This is a genomic window from Bacillus cereus group sp. MYBK5-2 (assembly GCF_051915685.1).
In the GTDB taxonomy this organism is placed as follows: domain Bacteria; phylum Bacillota; class Bacilli; order Bacillales; family Bacillaceae_G; genus Bacillus_A; species Bacillus_A cereus.
Genome location: NZ_JBQAFE010000001.1, coordinates 944,045 through 968,107, shown reverse-complemented (window position 1 = coordinate 968,107; position 24,063 = coordinate 944,045). Strand labels below are relative to the sequence as shown.

Below are 24,063 nucleotides of genomic sequence, written 5' to 3'. Positions count from 1 at the left end.
AAGGAGAATACATCATTCTGCCTCTAAATTCACATAACATCGAACACCAGATCTATACAATGTGTATGATCCAACGTAACAATGAAGTTTTACTCATAAAACGACCCAATCATCGAGGTTTCCCTGGCTACATAGCTCCTGGCGGCAAAGTAGATTTTCCCGAAAGTATCGTTCAAGCCGCTATAAGGGAAGTAAAAGAAGAAACCGGATTACTTGTTTCGGATTTAAATTTTAAGAGATTAGATGAATATGTAAATCCGAAAGGGAATGTTCGGTATATGGTATTCAACTATTGGACAGACTCATTTGAAGGTGAACTTCTTTTGAACCCTCCTGAGGGTGAATTATTATGGATGCCAATTGATACAGCACTAAAGCTACCTATGCAAACTTGGTTTAAAGAAAGATTCCCATTATTTTTTGAAACAGGCACTTTTGAAATTCAACGTGTTTGGGATAATGAGCTAAATAAACAAATTTCTATGACAATTACCCATACATAAAAAAGCTTGGAAACCCATCCAAGCCTTTCTTACTTCTGTGCAATTTTTTCAATCTTATAATGAATATGTAAAAATTCAAGTCCAAATAGCCACATGCTATGATGAGCTGTTAACATTTTATCCTTACCCTCTGTAATGATGAAAGTCTCTGCTAACGGTAAACGGATTGTTAAGAACCGAGTATGTAAATAAATCCCCTCATCTCCCTGGCCATTTTCTCTTAACTTACTAGTAATGATTAAATCATGATTATCATTACATAGCCTCAAAATACCAGTCATATTCGAATAAGGTAAAGGTAAGGCGATATTCATATATGTCTCATTCTTATTTGTATGCTTTGAATAAAGAGCTACAAAAATAGATTCACCTGCTTCATTTTTCCTTATCCAAGCCCTTATATTCTCTCTTCCGTCTTTCTCATCTATTACACTAATGATAGAGCCATGCATCGTTTCCCAATTGCCGCCCATACCTAAATGTATTTGTTCTACACGCTTACTCATTTTCTCATAGCAAAGTGCGAACGGACGGAACCAACGAGTCCATTTAATATTCGATTGCAATTCATACTCTGCTGTATTTTCATAAAAATGAATCATACTTAAAGGAACCTTCGTCACATCAAATGCCTCACTATGAAAGTCATTTACTTTATCGACTAAACCGTTGTATTCCTTACTGTCTACTAAATTGTTGCTATATAAATAAGCCTCACCAATTGCCACATTTCCTCTTAACTTACTCATTGGTTTCCCATAGTATTTATAATTCGGAACACTCTTTTCAATCACCCAGCCGATAAATGCCGGTAACGCTACTCCAATTCCGTTGACAACACCATGAATCCAAACCATTTGAGCAATTGTAATCGTCAAGACATGCTTCAAATTCCCGTATGAATATATAAGTGAGAACATAATTGTAACCATGAGTGTACTAGACGAAACGATTAGAAGAATCTTTGCACTGATAGCATTAAATTTTGCTTTCCAAACGTAAAATCCATACCCATAAATTGCACATAAATATAGGAACACTGCAAAAAATTCAAATATTCTTGAGTATGTAATTCCTATTGCAACTGTCATAGGTGAAATCATGATGATAAACATAATAGCATCATACACTTTACTTCTCTTTTCTCTTTTTCTCCCTATTAAACCAGCTGATAATGGCAATAGAAACGCCGAATAATGAAAATGTGCAGCTGTGAGTAAAACAATGTCAGAGCTAAAATGCATAATTGAAAGTTTTGCTACTGAAGCAAAAAACCAAAAACCACCTAAAAACAAATAAATAAACGCACTATCTATGGCGATCTCTTCTAACGGCTTCCATCCTCTTTCTAGCAATCTACTTACACCAAATAACGCAACAATTCCTGTATATACAAACCAAACTAGCGCAAATACATTGTAATTTGTGACGAAAGCTAGCATTGCACAAATTGCTGCGATTGGATATAAAAACGATACGAATTTATAAAATAATAAATACGATCCATCTCTTTTTCTTTTATCACTAATACAAAGTGACATTGGTATAAATAATAAAACAGATAATAATATAATTGCTTCAACAGGATTTATATTCGACCACTCATATATTAGAAAAACAACATAACAAGCAAGCCCAAATATTATATTTTTCATATCGTTTATTTCCTTTCCACAAATGTTCCCTTATATGAAAAAAGCGAGCCAATTAACGGGTTTCGTACTTGTACATGAATTCGAAAACACTGTAGTGTTGCATCATAACTTTCAACAATTTTTGCTTCACCATACAAAAATTTTGGTAACGGCATTTTTCTTCCAAACATATAAAACCATTGTTTCTTTGAAGAAATATGCATTGCCCCTAACTCATCGATATGAAAATGCAGTGTAGAAACGAGTAAATGTGGTTCGCCAAAATAATCTACAATTTCATTTTCGTTTCCATCCAATTGCATAACTGCATTAAAATATCTTTTCTTATTTCACCTATTGATTCCCCTTCTCCAGCTATTTCAAGCCCAAATCCAATCTTTGTTTTATACAAAAACTTCTGTGGTTCTCCTTCTTTTTTCTCTAAATACGAAATTTCAGTAAAGCGAGCATCCCACTCTGTATGTATAGCTGGTTCTTGCGTATATTCCCATAATTTTCCTATCGTCGTGTTCATTTTTGTCGCAACATAAATAGGCTGTTTCCTTTTCATTCTCCCACCTCCTATGCACTATAAGTTTAATGTACATGCAATGAATTTATTTTGCTACATTTTTCACAAACTTCCTCAGAAAAAAGAAAGAATTTTTAAAATATATATAAAACACTTGATTCCCCGAAAAATTTAAATTATTATAAAACAAATGTTACCAACAACTTCATAAATCAAACACTCTCGCCTAAAACGTGAGATAGAGGTTGCGATACTTATGAGTATTCTAATGGAGACACAGAGATGTCTATGAACTTAGATGAAAGGAAGTATTGCCGAAATTGATAAGTTTCTCTGCATTTATCAATTGGGGCTGTTTTCGAATAGAAACAGAACTGTCATATGTACAGACGTGTACGTATGAAGAGCTATCTACAAAAAAGAGATATCATTTTTTATGATATTCCTTTTTTGGCGGTTTTTTTATTAGCTCCGTTTTCTGTTTCCCTTTTCCTGTAACAGCACCATCCTCACTTATTTGAGATGGTGTTTTTTGTTTGTCTTTCTGGTAACTACAGGAGTATTGGGATTTATATATTTCCTAATCTATTCTTAAAAATAGACGAAAGAAGGAATCTGTAATGGAAACAATTGTTCAAAAATTCGGTGGCACTTCTGTCGGAAGCGTCGAACGCATTCAACATGTAGCAAATTTAATTATTGAAGAATATGAACGAGGTCATAGCATTGTCTCTGTCGTTTCAGCAATGGGAAAAAGCACAGATGAACTTGTCGCACTCGCTAACGCTATCACAGAAAATCCAAGTAAACGTGAAATGGATATGCTTCTATCTACAGGAGAACAAGTAACTATTTCATTATTAACAATGGCACTGCAAGCAAAAGGCTATCATGCAATTTCATTAACAGGGTGGCAAGCAGGTATTACGACAGAATCTGTACATAGTAGTGCACGGATTACTGACATTCATACAGAGCGTATTCAATCTTATCTTGCTGAAGGTACGATTGTTATTGTAGCTGGTTTCCAAGGAGTCAGTGAAGATTTTGAAATTACAACGCTTGGACGAGGCGGTTCTGATACAACTGCTGTCGCATTAGCTGCTGCACTAAACGCAAAAAAATGTGATATTTACACAGATGTGACCGGCGTATATACGACGGATCCACGAGTTGTAAAAGATGCTTATAAATTAGATGAAATTTCTTATGACGAAATGTTAGAACTTGCAAACCTCGGTGCTGGTGTATTACACCCGCGTGCTGTTGAGTTTGCTAAAAATCATAATGTCATTTTAGAAGTTCGCTCAAGTATGGAACAAGAAAACGGAACAATTGTAAAAGGAGAATGTAACATGGAACAACAATCAATCGTTAAAGGTATTGCATTTGAAGATAATATTACACGCATCACAGTGAAAGGATTAGAACAAGGTTCACTTTCAACTGTTTTCTCTACATTAGCAGCGGCACATATTAATGTAGATATCATCATTCAAAGTATTACAAATGAAGGAACTGTTCATCTCTCCTTCTCCATCTATTCTAATGATTTAAGAGAAACATTAGAAGTATTGGAACAAAATCAAGAGGCACTTCACTATGAAGCAGTAGAATATGAAAATCATTTAGCAAAAGTATCAATCGTAGGATCTGGCATGGTATCTAACCCAGGTGTCGCTGCAAATATGTTCACTACTTTAAAAGAAGAAGATATTCATATTAAAATGGTAAGTACATCAGAAATTAAAGTGTCTGTCGTTATTGACCGCCTTCATTTAGTAACAGGCGTTGAGGCGCTGCATCAATCATTTATGGCGAAAATTGAGCCTTTCGTGCAAATGAGCTAATTTGATATGTTTAGTAACGCTTATAAAAAAAACATATTAATCTACTTCCTTCCTATTAAATAAAAAGCTATTCGTTAACAAGATGCTATATGATATATTAAAAAACACCTTGTCACATTTTCCTATACTGTGACAAGGTGTTTTTGACTGAAAGGAATTTGTAACTACTTAATAGTATACTTATGAGGATAATTAAATAATAAACTTTTATACATAAGGAGATAAGACTATGGCAAAAAACAAATTACTACGAATGGACAATGTCAGCATCGTTGTAGAATCCCTTGATAACGCAATCTCTTTCTTTGAGGAGATTGGCTTGAATCTCGAAGGTCGAGCAAATGTCGAAGGTGAATGGGCTGGTCGCGTAACTGGACTCGGTTCTCAGTGCGTAGAAATCGCTATGATGGTCACTCCAGATGGCCACAGCCGAATTGAACTTTCGCGATTTCTCACCCCTCCTACTATAGCAGATCACCGAACAGCTCCTGTAAACGCCCTCGGTTATCTACGCGTCATGTTCACCGTTCAAGATATTGACGAAATGGTATCTAGACTCACTAAGCATGGTGCAGAGCTCGTTGGCGAAGTAGTTCAGTACGAGAACTCGTATCGTCTCTGCTACATTCGTGGAGTCGAAGGAATTTTAATCGGTTTAGCGGAAGAACTCGGTAATAAATAAGTAATGTTTTATAAAAAAGAGGGAATAGCTCTATATTTAAGCTATTCCCTCACTTCTATTAAAACAGATGAATGTTTTCTTTCTTGCAAGCTTCACGTAAATCGTCAGGCCATACAGAAGATTGAACTTCACCGATATGTGCTTTACGTAAGAAGTACATGCACATTCTTGATTGTCCAATGCCACCGCCGATTGTTAATGGTAGTACGTCTTCTAGTATACCTTTATGGAAATCATACTCACGTTTGAAGTCTTCACCAGTTTTCGTTAACTGCTCATCAAGTGATTTACTATCAACACGAATTCCCATTGATGATAACTCAAATGAAGATTGTAGTACTGGGTGCCAGAATAAAATGTCACCGTTTAATTTCCAATCGTCATAATCAGCTGCGCGTCCGTCATGCTTTTCACCTGAACGAAGTGCATCACCAATTCCGATAATGAAGACTGCACCGTGTTCTTTTGCAATTGCATGTTCACGATCTTTCGGTGTTAATTCTGGATATTTATCTTCTAATTCTTGAGAAGTAACGAAAACAATTTCTTCCGGTAAATACTTTCCAAGGAACGGATATTTTTCAAATAAGTGATCTTCTAAATCTTTGAATATTCCATAAATTGTTTGTACTGTTTTTTGTAAGTATTCAACAGTACGCCATTCTTTTTGAACGATTTTTTCCCAATCCCATTGGTCAACATAAATGGAATGCGTTGCATCAAGTTCTTCATCACGACGAATCGCGTTCATGTTTGTATATAAACCTTCACCAGCTTCATATCCGTATTCATGTAATGCAAATCGTTTCCATTTCGCTAGTGAATGAACAATTTCTAATTCTTCTCCTGAATGTAACATATCAAATTCAATTGGACGTTCTACACCGTTTAGGTGATCGTTTAATCCTGATTTTTTCGTTACGAATAATGGTGCAGATACGCGGAATAGTTCAAGGCGTTTTGCTAATTGGTCCTCGAAAAATGTTTTAACTTCCTTAATTGCGATTTGAGTCTCTCTTACTGTCATTAATGATTGATACATGGTGGTTTCCTCCTAAAATGTTTGGATGTTGTAAAAAGAAGCCAACAAAAAAAGCCCTTCTTTCCCAAAAAACTGGGACGAAAGGCTTTGGTTCCGCGGTACCACCCAAATTAGCAACAGAGGTTGCTCACTTATACAATACGGAGATGAAATATCTCGATACTGTTCTTCTTGTAACGGCGAAGTTCCCGGCTAAGTCTACTTTCCTATAAAGGATTTCGGTTAGCAACTCCAGGAGGTTCTTCATAATAGGCTTCGTATCAGGCTCACACCACCCCTGACTCGCTTAAACTACGTCCTACTACTACTCGTCCTTTCATAGTCGTTTTGTTGTCACATCTCTGAAACATTTTATTAATGATTATTCTATACAAAAAATAAAGAAAGTCAACAAAAAGTTTTAAAATATTTTTCAATTCTTTATTTTACGGCTTTATTGATTGTTGTTAATTTAACATCTTTACTTTTTCTGCCTCGTCAATCCCAAAAATGTTTCACTGACCGAAACTAACGTATACACAACAATTAATGTGATCGTTCGGAATATAGAATCTGCAGTATTTCTTATTATTTTCATTTTCTTTATAATTCCTTTCAGTTTACTTGCAAATTCATGTTATACTATAGCATTCAAGCAGTTTATTTTTACTTAAAGCAATCATAGTCATTTATAAAGAGTATTTTCTAAATCATTGACTATTATCAAATAAGATTTTTATATAACGGAGTGATCATATGAGTAAAACGAAAGCAAAACCGAAAAAAGGTGTAGGACAAGGTACAGGAAGTAAAGGATGGAACCGTTGGCAATCAAGTGCAAAGAAAAAGGCAGCTGCCAAACCCTACAAAAGTAAAGGTACAAAGAAGTAATTTAAATAACATTTGATTTCTTTACTTTGTACAAAACAAAATATAATTATTACAACAAAAAAGCTATGCCCTCATAAATTTGAAGGCATAGCTTTTTTATATTAAATCATTAAAATATCTCGAATTTCTTCCTCTGTGATTGAGGACAATTTCTCTTCTCCCGGCTCAATCACTTCAGCGATTAAATTTTTCTTACTTTCTTGCAGTTCATGCATTTTCTCCTCAATTGTTCCCTGAGCTACTAGCTTTATAACTTGCACTGTATTTTTTTGTCCCATTCGATACGCCCTATCGGCCGCTTGTTGTTCAACAGCAGGATTCCACCATAAATCGTATAATATTACTGTATCTGCACCAGTTAAATTAAGTCCGGTACCACCAGCTTTTAAAGAAATGAGAAATAGATCCCCTTCTCCTTCGTTAAACCGATTGCACAGCTCTACACGTTCCTGTGCTGGTGTGCTCCCGTCTAAATAAAAGTATGGAATTGCTTGGCGATTTAACTCACGACCAATAATGGAAAGCATCTTCGTAAATTGAGAAAAAATTAATATTCTCTTTCCTGTACTTCTACATTCCTCTAAAATCTCTAACAGTTGTTCAAATTTAGCTGAACTTCCTTTGTAATCATCAACAAATAAAGCAGGATGACAACAAATTTGTCGCAATCTCGTTAAACCAGCTAAAATTCTAATTTTATTTTTACGTAACGTATCTTTGTCTAAATGCTTTAACGTTTCTTCCCTTAACTTCGCTAAATAAGCAGCATAAAGACTCTTTTGATCGGGTAATAACTCCGATGATTGTAAGTGCTCTATTTTCTCTGGTAACTCATTTAATACGTCTCCTTTTAATCGTCTTAATACGAATGGTTTCACTCGCTTCGCTATATCTTCACGCCTTAAATCACCGAACTCTTTTCTTCCTGGTAATAATTCTGGGAAGACGACATGGAAGATAGACCATAGCTCTTCTAATGAATTTTCTACAGGTGTACCCGTTAGCCCAAAACGGTATTCAGCTTGAATTGTTTTCACAGCTCTTGCCGTTTGCGTTGTAGGGTTTTTAAACGCCTGCGCTTCATCAAGGAATAGTGTATGAAATGGTCTTGCATACAATCTTATATCTCTTCTCAGTAATGGATATGACGTAATTACAACATCAAATTCTGTTATATCTTTCAAAATTTTCCGGCGCTCTGCTTGAATTCCATCTGCAATAACAGCTCTAATATGCGGGGCGAATTTTTTCAATTCACTAAACCAATTATAAACAAGAGATGATGGTGAAACGACTAATATAGGCAGTTTCTTTTCTCGAATCTCAGGCAAAACAGAATCTATAAAAGCAATGCTTTGCAACGTTTTTCCAAGTCCCATATCATCTGCTAAAATACCCCCAAAACGGTAATGAGCAAGTGTTTTCATCCATTCGAACCCATATACTTGATACTTTCTCATTTCTGCATTTAAAGTATTTGGCACAGCAAACTTTAATTTTTTCGGGTTTTGAATGTTTTCTACTAACTCTTGAACAGAATCATCCAAACTTAAAACATTACCTTCATGAAGTCCGTTCATCCATTTTACACTTCGAATAAGCGGAACATTTACCTCTTCTCCATGTAAAAATTCTTTCCGAATACCTGATTCTTTTATAAACTGATTAATTTCATTAAACTCTTTACTCTCTAGCGATAAAAACGAACCATTCGCCAATCGATAATATTTACGTTTCTCTTCAAGGGCCGCTAATACACCTTTAATTTCTGCTTCTGGTATTCCTTTTATATCAAAACGAAATGACAACCAATCAATTCTTTCTTTTCTTCTTACTCTAATAAGAGGAACTGCATCCCCTTTACTAATTCGCAATTTGATTGCTGTCGTCGCATAAATATCAACTAAACCTTTTAATGTTGGCACGACGTGATATAAAAAGTTATACTCAGCTTCTTCATTATGCATAAAGTAACCGCCTTCTGTTTTTGCAAAGGCACTTTCACTCATAATGTCTAAAATCTCTTTTTCTTTTTTCTCATCACGATTAAAAACAGACGGCTGTCCATCCTCTTCTAGCGGATTAATCATGACGTTCCCATAGTGAAATTCAAGACCTGCTAATAAGCGATTTTTCACGCGGTCTAAATACAATTTCGCTTTTAGCGAAGGTGTTTCAACACGATCCGATATTACTTCATCAATGTGTACAGTTCCGAGCTTCATTAATCCTGGTACAACTTTCGCGACGAAATGTTCCATCTTACTTTCTGGAATATAAAACTGATTACTATTTGAGCGACTCATCATCTTTTGTAATTCAATAAGTCGCATACAATCTTCAATGTGTAAGTGATATAATTTCCCACCATAAAGTGCATTGTTATACATATCCATAACTTGTACACGATTTAGACCATCTATATGAAGTGTAAATCCGCCATTATTTCCCTTCGTAAATTCAAAGTGTAACGGCAACAACCCTTTTGAAACTTGTAATCCCTGAAACAGTTGTTCATTTTGTTTCAGCTGTACATATTCAACTTTAGAAAGTGAAAAGAGCATATCTTTCCATGAAGCTGGTGGTATAAATATCATACTTTCATCTTGTTTCGCATGTACTTCTAGCGTATCTTCATACATTTTTTCATTATGATACATTTTAATGAGCTGCTGAATAATCGCATCTGTTTCTTGTTTAAAACTATGTACATCTGGTGTATATGTAAATTCATTTGAACAATGAAAAGACTCTCTTTTCTCCACCTTAGAAAGAAATTCTCTAATATAATTTATGAAATACACTTTGGCAAGTTTCAATTGAATTCCAAGTAGAGCCCCACCACTTCTCGTAGCTACTGGTGTACATATAAACTCAACATCTAATATTTCACGTGTATCAAAACGGTGTTGTTTACTTTTTGGCCTCAGTGGTTTGTCCGCAAACAGCTGAAACATACCACTTGTCAATTGATCGTTTCTGTTATTAGCGGAACTCATTCCACCTGTTTGTTGATTATAGTTTATTTGTATTAATACTGCTGCAACATGTTGACAGTACGTTTGAAAAGACGCTAATGAAGGACAACTACATTTTGCAACAATATCACCTTTTTTAGCTTTTTCTACTGTAACACGGAAATCCTCGTTCCCTTTTACTGTCGCCTCACAAATTTCTTTATTTTCATCGTAATGATCTATTATCACTTTATTTGATTTATAATAGGCTTCACCTCTTTTATATGAGGTCTCTCCGCACACTTCTTTAATAATCGATTTATTCAATGTGAAACTCATCGCTTTGACACTTCCTTAATATAAAACCATTTTCTCTTACTTAACATTTTACATGCTCCACGAGAAAATATAAAATGTTGATTTAACAAAAGAAGATGCTTATTTATAAGCATCTTCTTCACTCTATCTCCATCAACCTCTTCGCCTCAAAATACAACACTTGAATAAACTTCTTCGTATTAATTCGCGTATGACCAGAAGATGCGAGTTCATCTTTCGTCATTTCTGTCATCCGTTTTCTAACTACGGTAAAATCGAAAAATTTTGGAGCATAGCTTTCAAATTTTGGATTTGAAAAGTCTGTTAATCCTAAAGAAGCCAAATGATTTAACGACTGATAAATTGCTCGACGTACTCTTTGTTCAGACGCTTTTTTCTCTTTATCAATATCCGCCTCTAAAGCTAGATTCCCTAATTTCCTTATCGTAATATGATGAAAAATTTCTTTTAACGCAGGAAAGCCAAACTCAAATGTCTGTGCCTTTTCTTGCCCATATAAATATTCCAGCATACTAAGTAAATCTTTACTTCCATTCTCCCCCGCAATACCGAGTTCTGATAGTAAAAAGCGCCCTAAATCCCCTATCTTTTTTCCTTCTTGCACTGATTCAGTACGCAATTGCGGTGTTTCCCACTGAAACACGTTATTCAATGATTTTTGAATATCATGTATAGAACGCTCCAATCTAATACGCTCCATCACTTTGCGTACAACAGATACAACTTCGATTTTATTTAATGGTTTTGTAATATAATATTCTACACCAAGTGTATATGCCTCACCTATAAGCTGCTTCGATTCCACTTGAGAAATCATAATGATTTTCCCCGTGAAAGTTGACGCAATGTGACGAACTGTTTCAATTCCGTCCCTCATCGGCATCAACAAATCAATAAATAAAATATCTACTTTTTTAAAATTTAGTTGATCCGCTTCAATAAAAGCTCCGTCATCCGCCTCACCAATTACTTCTCCAAGATCTCCATCTTCAATAATTTGCGAAAGCATCGAACGGAAAACTTCATCATCGTCTACGATATAATAAAACAAATCTATTCCCCTTCCCGCTTTAAACTACCCTCTGGTAAACAAACGATAAACTTACATCCTCTTTTATTTTCTCGGCCTTCTAATCTCACTTCTCCGCCTAGCTCTGTTACCATTTCATTTATGTAAGAAAGCCCAATACCAGTTGACGGTGTTCCCGTTTGATCATACTTGGAAGTAAATCCTGGCTTAAATACTAATTTCTTATACTTTTGTGCAATACCAGGTCCATCGTCAATTACTTCAAAAAATATATGTTGATCTCTTTTATATAGCTTAACAATAACGACACCTTTATCTTCAATTGCTTCAACTGCATTTGCAGCGAGGTTATTAAAAATTGATAGAACTGTATACACGTGGTATGCAGCATGCTCACCTTCTATATGTTTAGAAAAACGTATATCCTTTTCTAGCATTTCAGCATACTTCTCGTTTATTCTAACAATCATTTCTGCTAACTCATGTCCTTCTACATATTCAGCCACATTTTTATCTAATAACAGTTTAGATAATCCTGCAAATATCCTTTGATTATCCTTTTTTATTTCATGCACTTCCCCCGCTATTTTCAATGCTGTTTTACTACTTGAATCAGCGCTTACTTGTAAATTTCGATATAGTTGATATGCTTCTTGTGTAATTAACTCCGCATTTTGTAACGTCTTTTTCAAATGAACAGATTCCACATATAAATTAGAAAGATGCATTAACATATTTTCATTTTCTTTTCGAACTTGCGATTCTTTTAATTTCGTTTCATATAAATTCATCATATTTAAAAAACCAAGTGCAAAGAAACTACGAAAAATAGCAATAATGATGAGTTTATTTACTTCAGAAATCGTTATTGTTGTACCTAGTACTAACATGTGATAAAACGCAAGTTCTGACATACTTGCAACAATTTCAATTGAAATTCCAAGGCATCCAATAATGATTGGTTTCTGATGGAACTTATTTACCCTGCAAAGCGAAAAAAAACTGCCATAAATAAAATAATAGAAGAACACAGGATAACGCAAATAAAATGATTCTGTCATATGAAATGAACCTTGCATGATCCAGTCAAGACATACTCGGAATAAGACTACAGATATACCAACAAGAATACCTGCAACTCCTGCTGGTACTCTTCTTAAAAATAATAATAAAAAGAAGAATAGCGGTGTACCGAAGCTAACTCGAAACGTATCATTAAAGGGATGAAAGTTCAGCTCCCCAGCAATCGGAACAACGACCATTAATATAATTAAAAGGGACATATCTTTCTTCCATAATTGATTCCAATTCAAAGGTGACACTTCCTATACTTTTTTTCAGTAGTAAAAGCGAAAGCCCGCTTATTGTTATAAACGGGCTTTTTTCTATATTCTAACCTTTTCTACCGCTTTTATTTGGCGATACTCTGGCTTCCACATTGCTTCTTTCACTGCCATCTTGATATCGTTATCACTTAAGTTCACTCTTGCAACACCTTCTGCAACTGCAACTTTAGCTACTTCAATTGCAACCATTTCTGAGATATTACGTAATTCTTCGACCTCTGGTAAAATAGGTGCTCCTGGCTGACTTGTATCTACCATACTTGCAACTGCTTCAGCTGCTGCTGCGAACATTCCATCCGTCATGACACTTGCTCGTACTACAATTGTTCCAAGACCAAGACCTGGGAAAATCAGTGCATTATTTGATTGTCCAATCACATACGTTACACCATTATATGTAACTGGTTCAAATGGACTTCCTGTTGCAACTAACGCTCTTCCTTCTGTCCACTCGATTAAATCTGCTGGTTTCGCTTCAGCAAGTGGCGTTGGATTCGACATTGGTAAAATAATTGGTCTTTCTACGTGAGAAGCCATTTCTTTAATAATCGCTTCTTTAAATGCACCTGCAACAGTAGATGTACCAATTAAAATTGTCGGTTTTACATGTTTCACAACTTCAGCAAGTCCGATCACATCATTTTGCTTCCACCCACTTACTTCTGCTTCTTTTCTTGCGTACGGAATTTGGAAATCAAGAAGATCTTCCATATTATCTGTAACTAACCCGTTACGATCAATACACCAGAAACGCTTATATGATTCTTCTTCAGATACACCTACGCGGACCATCGCATCTCTAACTTGATCTGCGATACCGATTCCAGCCGTACCAGCACCAAATACAACAACGCGGTGTTCACTTAGCGGTACACCAGAAGCTTTCACTGCCGATAATACTGCCGCAAGTGAAACTGCACCTGTACCTTGAATATCATCATTAAACGTACAAACATCATGACGATATTTATCTAAAATTTTTCGTGCGTTACGAGAGCTAAAGTCTTCCCAATGTAAAAGTGCTTTCGGGAATTGTTTATTTACCGCTTGTACAAACGTATCAATAAATTCATCGTAAGCTTCACCTGTTATACGAGGGTGACGATTTCCAATATAAAATGGATTGTTTAACAGCTCCTCACGGTTTGTACCTACATCTAAAATTACCGGTAATACACGACTAGGATCGATTCCAACTGCAGCAGTGTAAACAGCTAATTTTCCGATTGCGATGTTAATACCACCAACGCCCCAGTCACCAATTCCTAATATGCCTTCTCCATCTGTTACAACGACTAAATCAATGTTCTCAGCTGTTGCACCGATATTCGTGAATGCTTCTTCAATACCTGATGGATCGTTAATTGATAAATAAACACCACGTGGTTTACGATATTCATGACTATATCTTTGAATTGCTACACCGACAGTTGGTGTATATACAATCGGTAACATTTCACGTAAATGATCTGTTAATATACGATAAAATAATACTTCATTTCGATCATGTAACGCAGTTAAGTATACATTCTTTAATAAATCATCCGGCTGAGAACTAAATTGTTCGTATGCTCGGCGTGCCTGTTCTTCTAACGTTAAAACCGCTGGCGGTAATAACCCTTTTAAACCTAACTCTTCTCTTTCATTTTGTGTGAAAGCTACCCCTTTATTTAAAAGTGGTGTTGATAATACTTCTGCTCCTCTTAATGTTGTTTCTAATGCACCATTAGAAGCTACTGTAAACTTGCTCATAACATCCCTACCTCTATTCATATATAGCATTTCTATATTGTAAACAAAAAAGAGGGGATTGTCCCCCTCTTCTTTTAATTTTTCTTTAAAAGAGTTGCTCCTGCAATCCCTGGGTGTGTCATTTCGAATGGATCTAGAATTAACTCTAAGTCTTCTTGTGACAATACACCATTTTTCACACAAAGTTCTCGAACGGATTGGCCTGTTGCAATTGCTTCTTTCGCAACGCGAGCTGCTGCTTCATAACCGATATGAGGGTTCACGGCTGTAATAATTCCTACACTTTTCTCAACATACTCTTTTAAGCGATCTTCATTCGCTTCAATTCCTTTTAAGCAATTATCTGTAAAGGCACGGAAACCGTTATTCATAATGCTAATCGATTGCAGTAAGTTGAAAACAAGTACTGGTTCCATCACGTTTAATTCTAATTGTCCTGCTTCTGAAGCAAGGCAAATTGTATGATCATTACCTATTACTTGGAACGCAATTTGATTAATTACCTCTGGCATAACAGGGTTTACTTTCCCTGGCATAATAGATGAACCTGGTTGACGAGCAGGCAGCATAATTTCCGCTAAGCCAACCCGTGGACCTGATGCCATTAAGCGAAGGTCATTCGCGATTTTAGACATATTCATCATACATACTTTAAGCGCTGCAGATACTTCAGTATAAGCATCTGTATTTTGTGTCGCATCTACTAAATCTTCTGCACCAACAAGCGGTAATTCACTAATTGCAGCTAAATGTTTTACAACTGCTTCAATATATTCTGGATCTGCATTTAAGCCTGTACCAACTGCAGTTGCCCCCATATTTACTTCATATAAATGTTGACGCGATTGTTGAATTCGTTTCATATCACGTTCAAGTACGCGAGAGTATGCTTTAAATTCTTGTCCAAGACGGATTGGCACAGCATCTTGTAAATGTGTACGACCCATTTTAATAACATGGTCAAACTGTTCTGCTTTTAATTCAAATACATCATGCATATAACCCATCGTTTGTAATAAGCCTTCTAATGCATTTAATGTTGCGATATGAATCGCCGTTGGGAATGCATCGTTTGTTGATTGCGCCATGTTTACATGACTATTTGGACTAATATAATGATAGTCTCCCTTTTCCATCCCTAATAATTCAAGCGCACGATTGGCAATGACTTCATTTGCATTCATGTTCATTGAAGTACCCGCTCCGCCTTGGATTGGATCTACGATGAAATGATCATGCCATTTTCCATCAAGAATTTCTTGAGCAGCCTCTGCGATCGCACCGCCCTTGTTCAATTCCAATCTTCCTACATCTGTATTCGCAAGCGCTGCTGCTTTTTTTACAATTGCGAACGCTCTAATTAAGCCTTCATGGATTTTGTATCCTGTAATTGGGAAGTTTTCAACTGCACGCATTGTTTGTACGCCGTAGTATGCATAGTTTGGTACTTCTTTTTCACCTAAAAAATCTTTTTCAATTCGAACACCATTTTTAACTTCAGTTAATGTTGCCATGATTATTCACTCCTTAACGATTTCTTATGCTGCTTTTGTTTCTTTGACTGTTTCTACATATTGTTTTGCTTTCTCATTATCGAATTCGCCTTCCCACTTCGACATAACAATGGCCGCTAATGCATTTCCTAATACATTGACAGATGAGCGAATCATATCTAAAATGCGGTCAATTCCCGCAATTAACGCGATACCTTCTAGTGGTAACCCCATTGAACCTAACGTTGCTAATACAACAACGAACGATGCACCTGGAACTCCCGCCATACCTTTGGATGTTAACATGAGAACGAATAATAACGTTATTTGCTCCGTTAGTGACATGTGCACACCGTACATTTGTGCAACAAACAATGCCGCTAACGCTTGATAAATAGCCGATCCAGTCAAGTTAAATGTATAACCTGTCGGAATTACGAAAGAGGCAACTGCCTTTGGACAACCGAACTCTTCCATTTTTCTCATTATATTAGGTAAAACAGCTTCTGAACTTGCTGTCGTAAACGAAAGAATCAGTTCTTCTTTTAAAATTTTTATTAATGTAAAAATGTTTACGCCAACCATTCGTGCATTAATACCTAATACAATCACAACGAATAGTATAACAGTTACGTATACAGCTAGCACTAGTTTTCCTAGCGGAAGTAATGTTGCTACACCAAATTTTGCAACTGTAACGGCAATTAATGCGAATACACCAAATGGTGCAAATTTCATAACTTGATTTGTAACCCAAAACATTGCTTCGAGTACGCCTTCAAAGAAGTTAAAAACAGGCTTTCCTTTTTCCCCAATTGCCGCAACTCCTAAGCCGAATAATACTGAGAAGAATATAATCGGTAATAGGTCACCTTGTGCAATCGATTCAAATACGTTTTTTGGTACAATGTGAACAATTGTCTCAGCAAAACCTTTCTTCTCCGTTGCATCTGCTGTTTGTTTATAAGAAGAAATATCACTTTGCTGTAAATTACTCATATCAACACCAGTACCTGGTTGGAATATATTCGCTGCAAGTAATCCCATTAAAATAGCAATCGTCGTAATAATTTCGAAATAAAGAATTGTCTTACCGCCCAGTTTCCCAAGCTTTTTCATATCTCCTACACCAGCTACCGCAACAATTAATGCTGAAATAACAATTGGTACTACAATCATCTTAATTAAGTGAATAAATATATCCCCAATTGGTGTGATATAAGAAATCGCCGTTTTATTGCCATAAAAGACTGCCCCTACTACAATCCCTAAAACAAGCGCGACAAAAATTTGTGTTGCCAATCCGAATTTTTTCATTTATGTTCATCCCCTTCATGCGAACGCTTTCAATTTGAATTTATAAAAGCTACTCACACATCTTATAAGCGAACCTACAAAATCATACAAAAACCTACAAGTTCGTCACAAAAAATTCAAATATTTTTCTTCTTTTTTTCATTGACACCATTTTGTTAAAAAACGATAAAATAAACTTGATAAGTAATCAGATTGTTTCGTATAATCAAAAAGATATATACTTAAAACAAATCAAAATGAAAAGGAGTGGATGTTATGAAAAACTATACAAAGCAATTCGTCCTATCTTCTTCTTTTCTTTTTCATTTTCTTAAAAAGGAACAAAGGCATTCGCCTTTGTTCCTTTTTTATTGCGATCTATATAGGGGGAATTGTTATGAGACCATATAAACGTGTCTTAATTAAATTAAGCGGCGGTGCACTTGCCGATCAAACTGGAAATAGCTTTAACTCCAAACGATTAGAACATATCGCAAACGAAATCTTATCCATTGTTGATTTAGGTATCGAAGTATCCATCGTCATCGGTGGCGGTAACATTTTTAGGGGACATCTAGCTGAAGAGTGGGGAATTGATCGCGTAGAAGCTGATAATATCGGTACGTTAGGTACAATCATTAATAGCTTAATGCTTCGCGGTGTTTTAACAAGTAAAACAAATAGAGAAGTACGCGTTATGACTTCCATTCCATTTAATGCAGTAGCTGAACCATACATTCGCTTGCGTGCAGTCCACCATTTAGATAACGGTTATATCGTTATCTTTGGAGGCGGAAACGGCCAACCGTTCGTGACAACAGATTATCCAAGTGTACAAAGAGCCATCGAGATGAATAGTGATGCCATATTAGTCGCAAAACAAGGGGTCGATGGCGTCTTTACAAGTGATCCAAAGCATAATAAATCAGCAAAAATGTACAGCAAACTAAACTATAATGATGTCGTTAGACAAAATATACAAGTCATGGATCAAGCGGCATTACTGCTTGCCCGGGACTACAATTTACCAGCACACGTCTTTAACTTTGATGAGCCTGGTGTCATGAAGAAAATATGTTTAGGCGAACATGTGGGGACGTTGATCAATGATGATGTTACGATGCTGGTGCATGAAAAATAATGATTTCCCACCAAAAAAGGGTGCCTTTTATAGGCACCCTTTCCTAATTCATCATCACAAATAGAAGTCAACCAATCCCGCCACTTTCTCCTTACAACGCTCCCAAAAAGATAACTTTTCAAAAAACTCTTTCGTCATTTCTTTCGAATCATGAAAATCCTCTGTTAACGCCTTATTAACTTGTCCTACAATAGGACCACCATAAATATAAAAATTCATTTCATCATTTATATTGAAGCTACGCGAAGTAAAGTTTGTTGTACCAATAACGGTTAATTCATTATCAATAAGCATTAATTTACCATGGAACATTCCTTTTTTATAACCATATACAGTAATTCCATTATTAACAGCTTGACGTATGTATGGATACGCCGCTTCTTTTATAAGAGGTAGATCCGGTTTATATGACCAAAGTATTTTTACTGTAACACCACGCTTTTGCGCCGCGATTAAAGCATTCATAGATTCTTTATTTTTCGCTATAAAATACGGTGTTGCAATTACAATGGAGTGCTGAGCTTGTTTTATGAGCTCTATATATTTTTCAGCAACGTAATGCCCATTGTAACTAGTCATAGTATGTAATGTATTCCCTTTACTAGCTTTATTCGTACTTCTCTTTATCTCTTCTTCCGTATCTCGTTTCCAGTCTAAAGCGAATTGCTGTTCTAAATCTTTTGCTCCTTCTCCTTTAAGTCGCACATGATAATCACGCCAATATCCAAATCGCTTATCTTTCCCTAAGTACTCATCTCCTATATTAAATCCGCCTGTATAGCCAATCTCCCCATCAATCGTCGTAATACGGCGATGATTACGATGGTGAAGTGAATAAAATCCGAATGGCAATGTAGGTTTTCTACTATATGTAAAATGTACACCACTTTTCCGCAATTCATTTATCACCTTTCTTTCAAATGATAAATCATTAATGCGATCAACTGATAAATAGACGTTTACTCCTTCTTTTGCCTTCTCTTTTAATAAGTTTAAAAAAGTATGACTACTTTTATCATCCGACAAAATGAAGAAATAAGTGTAGATGGAGCTTTTCGCTTCTCTTATATCAGTAAATAATTGTTTATAAAAAGACTTCCCTTCTACATATAATTGAAAGTCACTATAATGAGGCGCATACTCTGTCGGCATGTTTTTCCCAGCTTCCATTTTCCTACCTAAGGTAACATCGATATGCATCCAAATTAAAATAAAAACGAAAATAGCAATAATAATAGAAGTAACTCTTAATATTTTTTTAATCATTTTGGTTTCCTTCCAATCATATTCCTTACTATTTCGTAGTGTTTCATTTAAATATGTTTTCATACGAAATGTATTTCTTATTTTTATTAATACTAAACAGTTAAAGGAGATACGAATATGAGAAAAGGAAAAACTCCTATTGTTTTTATCCCAGGTCTTTTCGGTTCAATGAGCAATATTATTATTCCCGGCACTGGTAATTGGAGTTTTGGACTTTCTGCATTTGTTTACGAACCATTCATCATGATGCTAGAAAGTATGGGGTACGAACGAAATAAAGATTTGTTCATCTGTTTTTATGACTGGCGGCAGCGTATTGTTTTTTCTACACAAAAATATTTATTACAAACGATTGCTTATGCTAAAAAGATTACAGGTTGCGATAAACTAAATCTAATTTGTCATAGTATGGGCGGCCTTCTTGGACGTTCTTACGTTCAAAGTGCAACATATAAAAATGATGTGAATCAGCTTATAATACTCTGCACACCAAACGCTGGATCTTCACTAAATTATAGTTATTGGACTGGAGGTACTCTCCCTATCCATGCCTCTTCTAAAATAAATATCGTTCATTTTTATATGGAACAATATATTTGTTGCTTAAGCATCTTACATAAAATGAATAAAGTTGAGGCGATACACATTTACTTTCCAGGATTACAAGATGTTATTCCTTGTAAAGATTACGGAAATTATTTATTTATAAGATCCGGCTCTTCTATTACATTTCTTCCTTATAGTAAGATGAAAACGAAAAACCCTTTCCTCGATACATTAAATGAAAATAGATTTATTATACAAAAAAGAAATATTGAAACGACACTCATTGCCGGAGATGGAGAGGAAACAATTCAATATTTACAAGTCGTCCCTTCACATTCCAAACTGAAATGGACAGACGGCAAAGTCGTCGGTGATTTACTTACAAAACATGGTGACGGTAACGCTGTTCTACATAGCGTTTTTCTTCTAGAGGGAAATAAATATGTTTTGCATGCTTCACATAACGAAGTGCTCTACAAAAGCATTCCTATACTACAAAAGATACTCTAAATTTCAAAAAAAGGTATGGCATTAAGCCACACCTTTTCACATTAAACAAAATTCCTCGCATCATTATTTCTTCCAAACTTATAAATAGCAATTAAGAAGAATGCAATTGCGAAAGCGAATAAAATTAAAATGTTTAAATACAACTCCGAGAATGGTATTCCTTGTTGTAGTTTCGATACTGTGTCTAACAACCAGCGCTGCGGAAGAAAATTAGCTACTTTTTGTACTGCACTTGGCATAATGTCATATGGGAAATAACAACCCGCTAGTAAGCATGTTGGTACAATGACCATGTTTTGCATCGCATTTGCCGATGCTGAGTTTTTCGAAAAAGCTACAAGGACTAATGATATTCCAATTGCGATTAATGCAAATAGCATTAGTACGCTCATCATCACTATGAAAGGCATATTGATATTCGTATGAAAAACATTCGTTAGGAATAGGATTGTAATCAAAATTTGTACTATTAGTATTATCATATTTACCCCGACATTAGATAATATGAACTTCTTCCCATCTATCGGCGTTGATAATAGTCTAAAGTACGTTCTATTCTCTTTTTCTTTTAAAATATGACCTGATAAGTTCGCTGCTGAAAACAGCATAAACATAATAAGGTAACCCATCGTTTGATTTGTCATATCTTTATTTTTCGAAGTATCTTCTAGCGTCTCAGTTTTCATTTTAAATGAACTTTTTTGATACCCTGCGTACATATTGTCGAATGTACTTTGATCTGTTCCTGCTACTTTACTAATAGCTGCTATATTATCAATATAATTATATAAATATGATTTTATAAATCCTGTTACTTGATCACCTTTAATCGATGAAATTTCAATATGCTCTGGTTTCCCTTCTCGAACACTTTTTGAAAAACCAGAATCTAATGTAATAACTCCATCAAGTTTTTTGGAAGTGAGTTTATCTTCTACTTCAGACTCCTTAACCTTACTCACATTCACATGATTTAATCCTTCTAAAAACTTTATCGTATCATTTGCTATTGGCTCATTTTCTTTATTTACAATCCCGATATTTAACGTTCCTTGCCCTGCATTTCCGTATATCGAAAAGGAAATGAGCGTCCCTATTATCGGCAAGCTAATTATAATGAGTAAACTTTTTTTATTTTTCAAAAGCACAGATAACGTTTTTTGTATGAGCCATAAAATATCCTTCATGCTATAGCCCCTCCCGTCTACGTAATGCAATAATTGCAATTAATAAAAAGAGTGCTGAAATTCCAATGTTTAAAGAAATGACTGGTAGTGCTGCCCCTACATCATTTGCATAAATAATTTTCATAACAGCTGTATTTGCCCAAGTTAATGGCGATAAATTCGTAACGAAATTTTCTTCTACTACGAAATATGCACCTCCAAAAATAGAAGCTAATTGCACAACAACCATAATAATTGCCCTAGACGCTTCAGCTGTTTTCGTGATATATCCGATTCCTAAACCGAAGCTAATTGCTAGAAAGACTTGTGTTAATAAAATAAGAAATATGATTCCAAGATGGTCGCCCCAATTCGCTTGAAAAACAAATTTACTAAATAACATGACGAGTAATATGCACAGGGCATTTGCTACTAGGCTACCAAGTACTTTTCCAATGAATATTTCAGCTTTACTTATAGGTGCAGCAATGAGACGATCTCCTGTTTTACGTATTCGTTCTCCTCGAATTAAAGAACTCGCTCCCATCGCAGCATATAGTGCAATCATCGTTGTCATTACAACCGCATAGTAATCCATAGAACCTGGTTTTTTCGCAGCTTGTAAAGATGTTTCTTTTATATAATCATTATGATTTCCGTTTGAAATAACCGTACTAACCTTAGTAGGATCTACTTTTGCAACTTCGACCGCTACATTGTACTTATCAACAAATGTTGTAAGCATTCCTTCCACAATACTTCCCTCAATACTACTTTTGTCACTCCCATAAAATTTTGCACCATCTTTATTTAACTCTACATAAGCGGCAGATTTATTTTGCTTCACTTCTTCTTTCCCATCTATACTGCCGGAAGCTTTTTTAAAATGAATACCTGATTTATCCACTTCTTTCGTAAATGCTTCAAATGATTGAGAAAACGTGCTACTCGCTTCATCTTTATATAGCACTTGTATATCTTTAATCGAATGACTATCACTATTAAATGCGTTGGTTAACGCTGTTCCTAACACAAGCATAAGCACAATCGGAAATGCTAACATAAAAACTAAAGTTCTTACGTCTCTGAAATCTCTTTTAATATGCATAATTGCAATATTGAAGATGTTCAATTGATGAACCTCCCTTTACCTTTTCTTCATTTACTTTTTATTTATCTCGTAAGTTTCTTCCTGTCAATGTAAGGAATACTGTTTCTAAGTTGGGAGCCTGCTCCTCTAATGAACGAATTTCAATATCATGATTGATACAGTGTTGAATGATTTTATTTAAATTATTTAATCCCGCATCAGAATTCACTTTAATTACGTTTTCTTCAATTTGAACTGCTTTCACACCGTTTATCTCTTTTAATTTTTCTACATCTAAATTCTCTACCGATTTCACTTCAATCCAAATATCTTTCGTGTCAGTAATAATCGATTTTAGTTGTTCTTTCGTACCTTCTGCAATCACTTTACCGTGATCTACTATCGCTATTTTCGTACAAATCTCTTCTACCTCTTCCATGTAGTGACTCGTATAAATAATAGTGCTTCCCATTTCATTTAACTTCCGGACAGACTGAAGAATATAGTTTCTTGACTGTGGATCAATTCCAACTGTCGGTTCATCCATAATAATTAACTTCGGTCTATGTGCAATTGCACAAGCAATATTCAATCTTCTTTTCATCCCGCCAGAAAAGTTTTTCGGATAACTTTTCTGTTTATCACTAAGTCCTACAAATTGAAGTGCTTCCTCTACCCTAGCTTTTAATTCGGCTCCTCGTAATCCGTACAACCCAGCAAAGAATTTCACATTTTCATAGGCAGTTAGCTCTTCATAAATCGCAATATCTTGCGGAACAATACCGATATTCATTTTCGCAAATCGATTATGTTTCTTTATATTTTTTCCTAATATGCTAATTTCACCTTCATTACTTCTTAACAAACCAGCAATCATATTTATCGTTGTACTCTTACCAGCACCATTTGATCCTAAAAAGCCAAATATTTCTCCTTCTTTAATAGATAAAGACATATTATCAACTGCGATGAAATCACCAAATTTTTTCGTTAAATTTTTAATTTCTAATGTATTCAT

The 24,063-nt window shown here is 35.3% G+C and carries 18 protein-coding genes, 2 pseudogenes, 1 riboswitch and 1 other annotated feature; of the genes and pseudogenes, 6 read left to right on the top strand and 14 right to left on the bottom strand.

Translation table 11 applies throughout. The annotated features are described in order from the left end of the window. Nucleotides 1-17 precede the first annotated feature (17 nt). Nucleotides 18-503 carry an 8-oxo-dGTP diphosphatase gene (locus ACTFP3_RS05260; RefSeq protein WP_440009982.1) on the top strand — a complete coding sequence of 162 codons (486 nt, stop codon included), beginning with the start codon at nucleotides 18-20 and terminating at the stop codon, nucleotides 501-503. A gap of 29 nt (nucleotides 504-532) precedes the next feature. Here ACTFP3_RS05260 and ACTFP3_RS05255 read toward each other — a convergent pair whose 3' ends face one another. From ACTFP3_RS05255 to ACTFP3_RS05245, 3 genes and pseudogenes are all read right to left on the bottom strand, one after another. Then, nucleotides 533-2,158, bottom strand: coding sequence for a YndJ family protein (locus ACTFP3_RS05255; RefSeq protein ID WP_440009526.1), 1,626 nt, complete (start codon nucleotides 2,156-2,158; stop codon nucleotides 533-535). Nucleotides 2,159-2,163: 5 nt separating this feature from the next. Then, a pseudogene (locus ACTFP3_RS05250) lies at nucleotides 2,164-2,487 on the bottom strand (DUF4166 domain-containing protein); the annotation flags it as partial. Further along, nucleotides 2,430-2,708, bottom strand: a pseudogene (locus ACTFP3_RS05245) (hypothetical protein); the annotation flags it as partial. The pseudogenes ACTFP3_RS05250 and ACTFP3_RS05245, both read right to left, overlap by 58 nt. A 192-nt stretch (nucleotides 2,709-2,900) precedes the next feature. Next, nucleotides 2,901-3,087, top strand: a riboswitch (Lysine riboswitch). 202 nt (nucleotides 3,088-3,289) lie between these two features. Between ACTFP3_RS05245 and ACTFP3_RS05240 the strand changes: the two are divergent. Both ACTFP3_RS05240 and ACTFP3_RS05235 read left to right on the top strand, forming a co-directional pair. Next, entirely contained in the window at nucleotides 3,290-4,519 is a 1,230-nt protein-coding gene (locus tag ACTFP3_RS05240; RefSeq protein WP_440009523.1) for an aspartate kinase, read from the top strand. Between the two features lie 229 nt (nucleotides 4,520-4,748). Further along, on the top strand, nucleotides 4,749-5,201 hold the full coding sequence (locus ACTFP3_RS05235) for a VOC family protein (protein WP_048657255.1): 453 nt from the start codon (nucleotides 4,749-4,751) through the stop codon (nucleotides 5,199-5,201). A 58-nt stretch (nucleotides 5,202-5,259) separates the two neighbouring features. Here the strand turns inward: ACTFP3_RS05235 and asnA are convergent, their stop codons facing one another. Next, entirely contained in the window at nucleotides 5,260-6,243 is a 984-nt protein-coding gene (gene asnA / locus ACTFP3_RS05230) for an aspartate--ammonia ligase (RefSeq protein WP_000284917.1), read from the bottom strand. A gap of 70 nt (nucleotides 6,244-6,313) precedes the next feature. Next, nucleotides 6,314-6,572 (bottom strand) — a binding site (T-box leader). 406 nt (nucleotides 6,573-6,978) lie between these two features. On the opposite strand from asnA, the gene ACTFP3_RS05225 reads away from it, so the two are divergent. After that, entirely contained in the window at nucleotides 6,979-7,113 is a 135-nt protein-coding gene (locus tag ACTFP3_RS05225; protein ID WP_000047588.1) for a DUF3934 domain-containing protein, read from the top strand. A 101-nt stretch (nucleotides 7,114-7,214) separates the two neighbouring features. Here the strand turns inward: ACTFP3_RS05225 and ACTFP3_RS05220 are convergent, their stop codons facing one another. From ACTFP3_RS05220 to ACTFP3_RS05195, 6 genes are all read right to left on the bottom strand, one after another. Next, nucleotides 7,215-10,409: an SNF2 helicase associated domain-containing protein gene (locus ACTFP3_RS05220; RefSeq protein ID WP_440009520.1), complete on the bottom strand. Its 3,195-nt coding sequence runs from the start codon at nucleotides 10,407-10,409 to the stop codon at nucleotides 7,215-7,217. A gap of 118 nt (nucleotides 10,410-10,527) precedes the next feature. Beyond that, nucleotides 10,528-11,460, bottom strand: a complete 933-nt coding sequence (locus ACTFP3_RS05215) for a response regulator (RefSeq protein ID WP_326035981.1) — start codon at nucleotides 11,458-11,460, stop codon at nucleotides 10,528-10,530. Nucleotides 11,461-11,462: 2 nt separating this feature from the next. Next, nucleotides 11,463-12,761 carry an ATP-binding protein gene (locus tag ACTFP3_RS05210; RefSeq protein WP_440009517.1) on the bottom strand — a complete coding sequence of 433 codons (1,299 nt, stop codon included), beginning with the start codon at nucleotides 12,759-12,761 and terminating at the stop codon, nucleotides 11,463-11,465. A gap of 63 nt (nucleotides 12,762-12,824) precedes the next feature. Beyond that, nucleotides 12,825-14,537 carry an oxaloacetate-decarboxylating malate dehydrogenase gene (gene malS / locus ACTFP3_RS05205; RefSeq protein WP_157797739.1) on the bottom strand — a complete coding sequence of 571 codons (1,713 nt, stop codon included), beginning with the start codon at nucleotides 14,535-14,537 and terminating at the stop codon, nucleotides 12,825-12,827. 74 nt (nucleotides 14,538-14,611) lie between these two features. Continuing rightward, nucleotides 14,612-16,051 (bottom strand): aspartate ammonia-lyase, encoded by a 1,440-nt coding sequence (gene aspA, locus ACTFP3_RS05200; protein WP_000224194.1) that lies wholly within the window; start codon nucleotides 16,049-16,051, stop codon nucleotides 14,612-14,614. Nucleotides 16,052-16,075: 24 nt separating this feature from the next. Beyond that, nucleotides 16,076-17,347: a cation:dicarboxylate symporter family transporter gene (locus tag ACTFP3_RS05195; protein WP_000713291.1), complete on the bottom strand. Its 1,272-nt coding sequence runs from the start codon at nucleotides 17,345-17,347 to the stop codon at nucleotides 16,076-16,078. A 376-nt stretch (nucleotides 17,348-17,723) separates the two neighbouring features. Here ACTFP3_RS05195 and pyrH point away from each other — a divergent pair, with 376 nt between their 5' ends. Further along, on the top strand, nucleotides 17,724-18,467 hold the full coding sequence (gene pyrH, locus ACTFP3_RS05190; RefSeq protein WP_001248059.1) for a UMP kinase: 744 nt from the start codon (nucleotides 17,724-17,726) through the stop codon (nucleotides 18,465-18,467). A gap of 54 nt (nucleotides 18,468-18,521) precedes the next feature. Here pyrH and cls read toward each other — a convergent pair whose 3' ends face one another. Continuing rightward, nucleotides 18,522-19,733, bottom strand: a complete 1,212-nt coding sequence (cls, locus tag ACTFP3_RS05185; RefSeq protein ID WP_440009512.1) for a cardiolipin synthase — start codon at nucleotides 19,731-19,733, stop codon at nucleotides 18,522-18,524. A gap of 117 nt (nucleotides 19,734-19,850) precedes the next feature. On the opposite strand from cls, the gene ACTFP3_RS05180 reads away from it, so the two are divergent. Then, on the top strand, nucleotides 19,851-20,789 hold the full coding sequence (locus ACTFP3_RS05180; protein WP_440009509.1) for an esterase/lipase family protein: 939 nt from the start codon (nucleotides 19,851-19,853) through the stop codon (nucleotides 20,787-20,789). Between the two features lie 41 nt (nucleotides 20,790-20,830). On the opposite strand, the gene ACTFP3_RS05175 is transcribed toward ACTFP3_RS05180, so the two are convergent. The 3 genes from ACTFP3_RS05175 to ACTFP3_RS05165 are packed head-to-tail and all read right to left on the bottom strand — an operon-like array spanning nucleotide 20,831 to nucleotide 24,063. Next, nucleotides 20,831-21,976 (bottom strand): ABC transporter permease, encoded by a 1,146-nt coding sequence (locus ACTFP3_RS05175; protein WP_440009506.1) that lies wholly within the window; start codon nucleotides 21,974-21,976, stop codon nucleotides 20,831-20,833. Nucleotide 21,977: 1 nt separating this feature from the next. Then, complete coding sequence (locus tag ACTFP3_RS05170; protein WP_326036101.1) at nucleotides 21,978-23,087, bottom strand: ABC transporter permease; 1,110 nt, start codon at nucleotides 23,085-23,087, stop codon at nucleotides 21,978-21,980. 37 nt (nucleotides 23,088-23,124) lie between these two features. Next, a complete protein-coding gene (locus tag ACTFP3_RS05165; protein ID WP_001093823.1) occupies nucleotides 23,125-24,063 on the bottom strand; it encodes an ABC transporter ATP-binding protein in 939 nt (312 codons plus the stop codon).

Bases quoted from the DNA above. Each gene is read 5' to 3' on its own strand.
- ACTFP3_RS05195 (WP_000713291.1), bottom strand. From the start codon at position 17,347: ATGAAAAAATTCGGATTGGCAACACAAATTTTTGTCGCGCTTGTTTTA.
- cls (WP_440009512.1), bottom strand. From the start codon at position 19,733: ATGATTAAAAAAATATTAAGAGTTACTTCTATTATTATTGCTATTTTC.
- asnA (WP_000284917.1), bottom strand. From the start codon at position 6,243: ATGTATCAATCATTAATGACAGTAAGAGAGACTCAAATCGCAATTAAG.
- ACTFP3_RS05240 (WP_440009523.1), top strand. From the start codon at position 3,290: ATGGAAACAATTGTTCAAAAATTCGGTGGCACTTCTGTCGGAAGCGTC.
- ACTFP3_RS05180 (WP_440009509.1), top strand. From the start codon at position 19,851: ATGAGAAAAGGAAAAACTCCTATTGTTTTTATCCCAGGTCTTTTCGGT.
- ACTFP3_RS05220 (WP_440009520.1), bottom strand. From the start codon at position 10,409: ATGAGTTTCACATTGAATAAATCGATTATTAAAGAAGTGTGCGGAGAG.
- ACTFP3_RS05165 (WP_001093823.1), bottom strand. From the start codon at position 24,063: ATGAATACATTAGAAATTAAAAATTTAACGAAAAAATTTGGTGATTTC.
- ACTFP3_RS05175 (WP_440009506.1), bottom strand. From the start codon at position 21,976: ATGAAGGATATTTTATGGCTCATACAAAAAACGTTATCTGTGCTTTTG.
- aspA (WP_000224194.1), bottom strand. From the start codon at position 16,051: ATGGCAACATTAACTGAAGTTAAAAATGGTGTTCGAATTGAAAAAGAT.
- ACTFP3_RS05255 (WP_440009526.1), bottom strand. From the start codon at position 2,158: ATGAAAAATATAATATTTGGGCTTGCTTGTTATGTTGTTTTTCTAATA.
- ACTFP3_RS05225 (WP_000047588.1), top strand. From the start codon at position 6,979: ATGAGTAAAACGAAAGCAAAACCGAAAAAAGGTGTAGGACAAGGTACA.
- pyrH (WP_001248059.1), top strand. From the start codon at position 17,724: ATGAGACCATATAAACGTGTCTTAATTAAATTAAGCGGCGGTGCACTT.
- ACTFP3_RS05235 (WP_048657255.1), top strand. From the start codon at position 4,749: ATGGCAAAAAACAAATTACTACGAATGGACAATGTCAGCATCGTTGTA.
- malS (WP_157797739.1), bottom strand. From the start codon at position 14,537: ATGAGCAAGTTTACAGTAGCTTCTAATGGTGCATTAGAAACAACATTA.